This is a genomic window from Mycobacterium sp., assembly GCF_008709575.1.
Lineage (GTDB): Bacteria > Actinomycetota > Actinomycetes > Mycobacteriales > Mycobacteriaceae > Mycobacterium.
The window spans coordinates 1-581 of sequence record NZ_VYIK01000495.1 but is presented as its reverse complement, the minus strand read 5'-3'; the positions used below and the strand labels follow the sequence as shown (position 1 = coordinate 581).

Annotated in this window: 1 pseudogene; it reads left to right on the top strand. The window is 68.2% G+C overall.

The features are described from left to right. Nucleotides 1–15 precede the first annotated feature (15 nt). Nucleotides 16–423, top strand: a pseudogene (locus F6Q13_RS19785) (cold-shock protein). Nucleotides 424–581 lie beyond the last annotated feature (158 nt).

Below are 581 nucleotides of genomic sequence, written 5' to 3'. Positions count from 1 at the left end.
AAGCAGGTGAGCCCAGTGCCGACGGGCAAGGTGAAGTGGTATGACCCCGAGAAGGGGTTCGGCTTCCTGTCGCAGGAAGACGGCGAGGACGTGTACGTGCGCTCTTCGGCGTTGCCTGCGGGTGTCGAAGTCCTCAAGGCAGGCCAGCGCGTCGAGTTCGGCCTGGTCACGGGCCGGCGCGGGCCGCAGGCGTTGCGTCTGTAGTTGATCGAGCCGCCACCGAGCCTGGCCCGTTCCCGTCGCGAGGGCGTCGCCGAGCATCGGCACAGCCCCGACGAGCTGCACGGCATGGTCGAGGACATGATCACGCTGCTGGAAACGACGGTGCAGCCCGAGTTGCGCAAGGGCCGGTACCCGGACCGCAAGACGGCCCGCCGGGTCTCGGAAGTCGTCAAGGCGGTGGCCCGCGAACTCGACGCGTGACGGTCGAAGTCTGTTGCCGCACCGGTGATGCGGTCAGTGCCAAAGACGCTGGGTGGCAAGCCTCGCCCCGTGCGCCATCGCCTGCAACTTGGCCCACACCACGGTCGGGACGACCAGCTGGTAGCCGGCGATTGTGCTAATGCCGCAGTCGGTGGCCG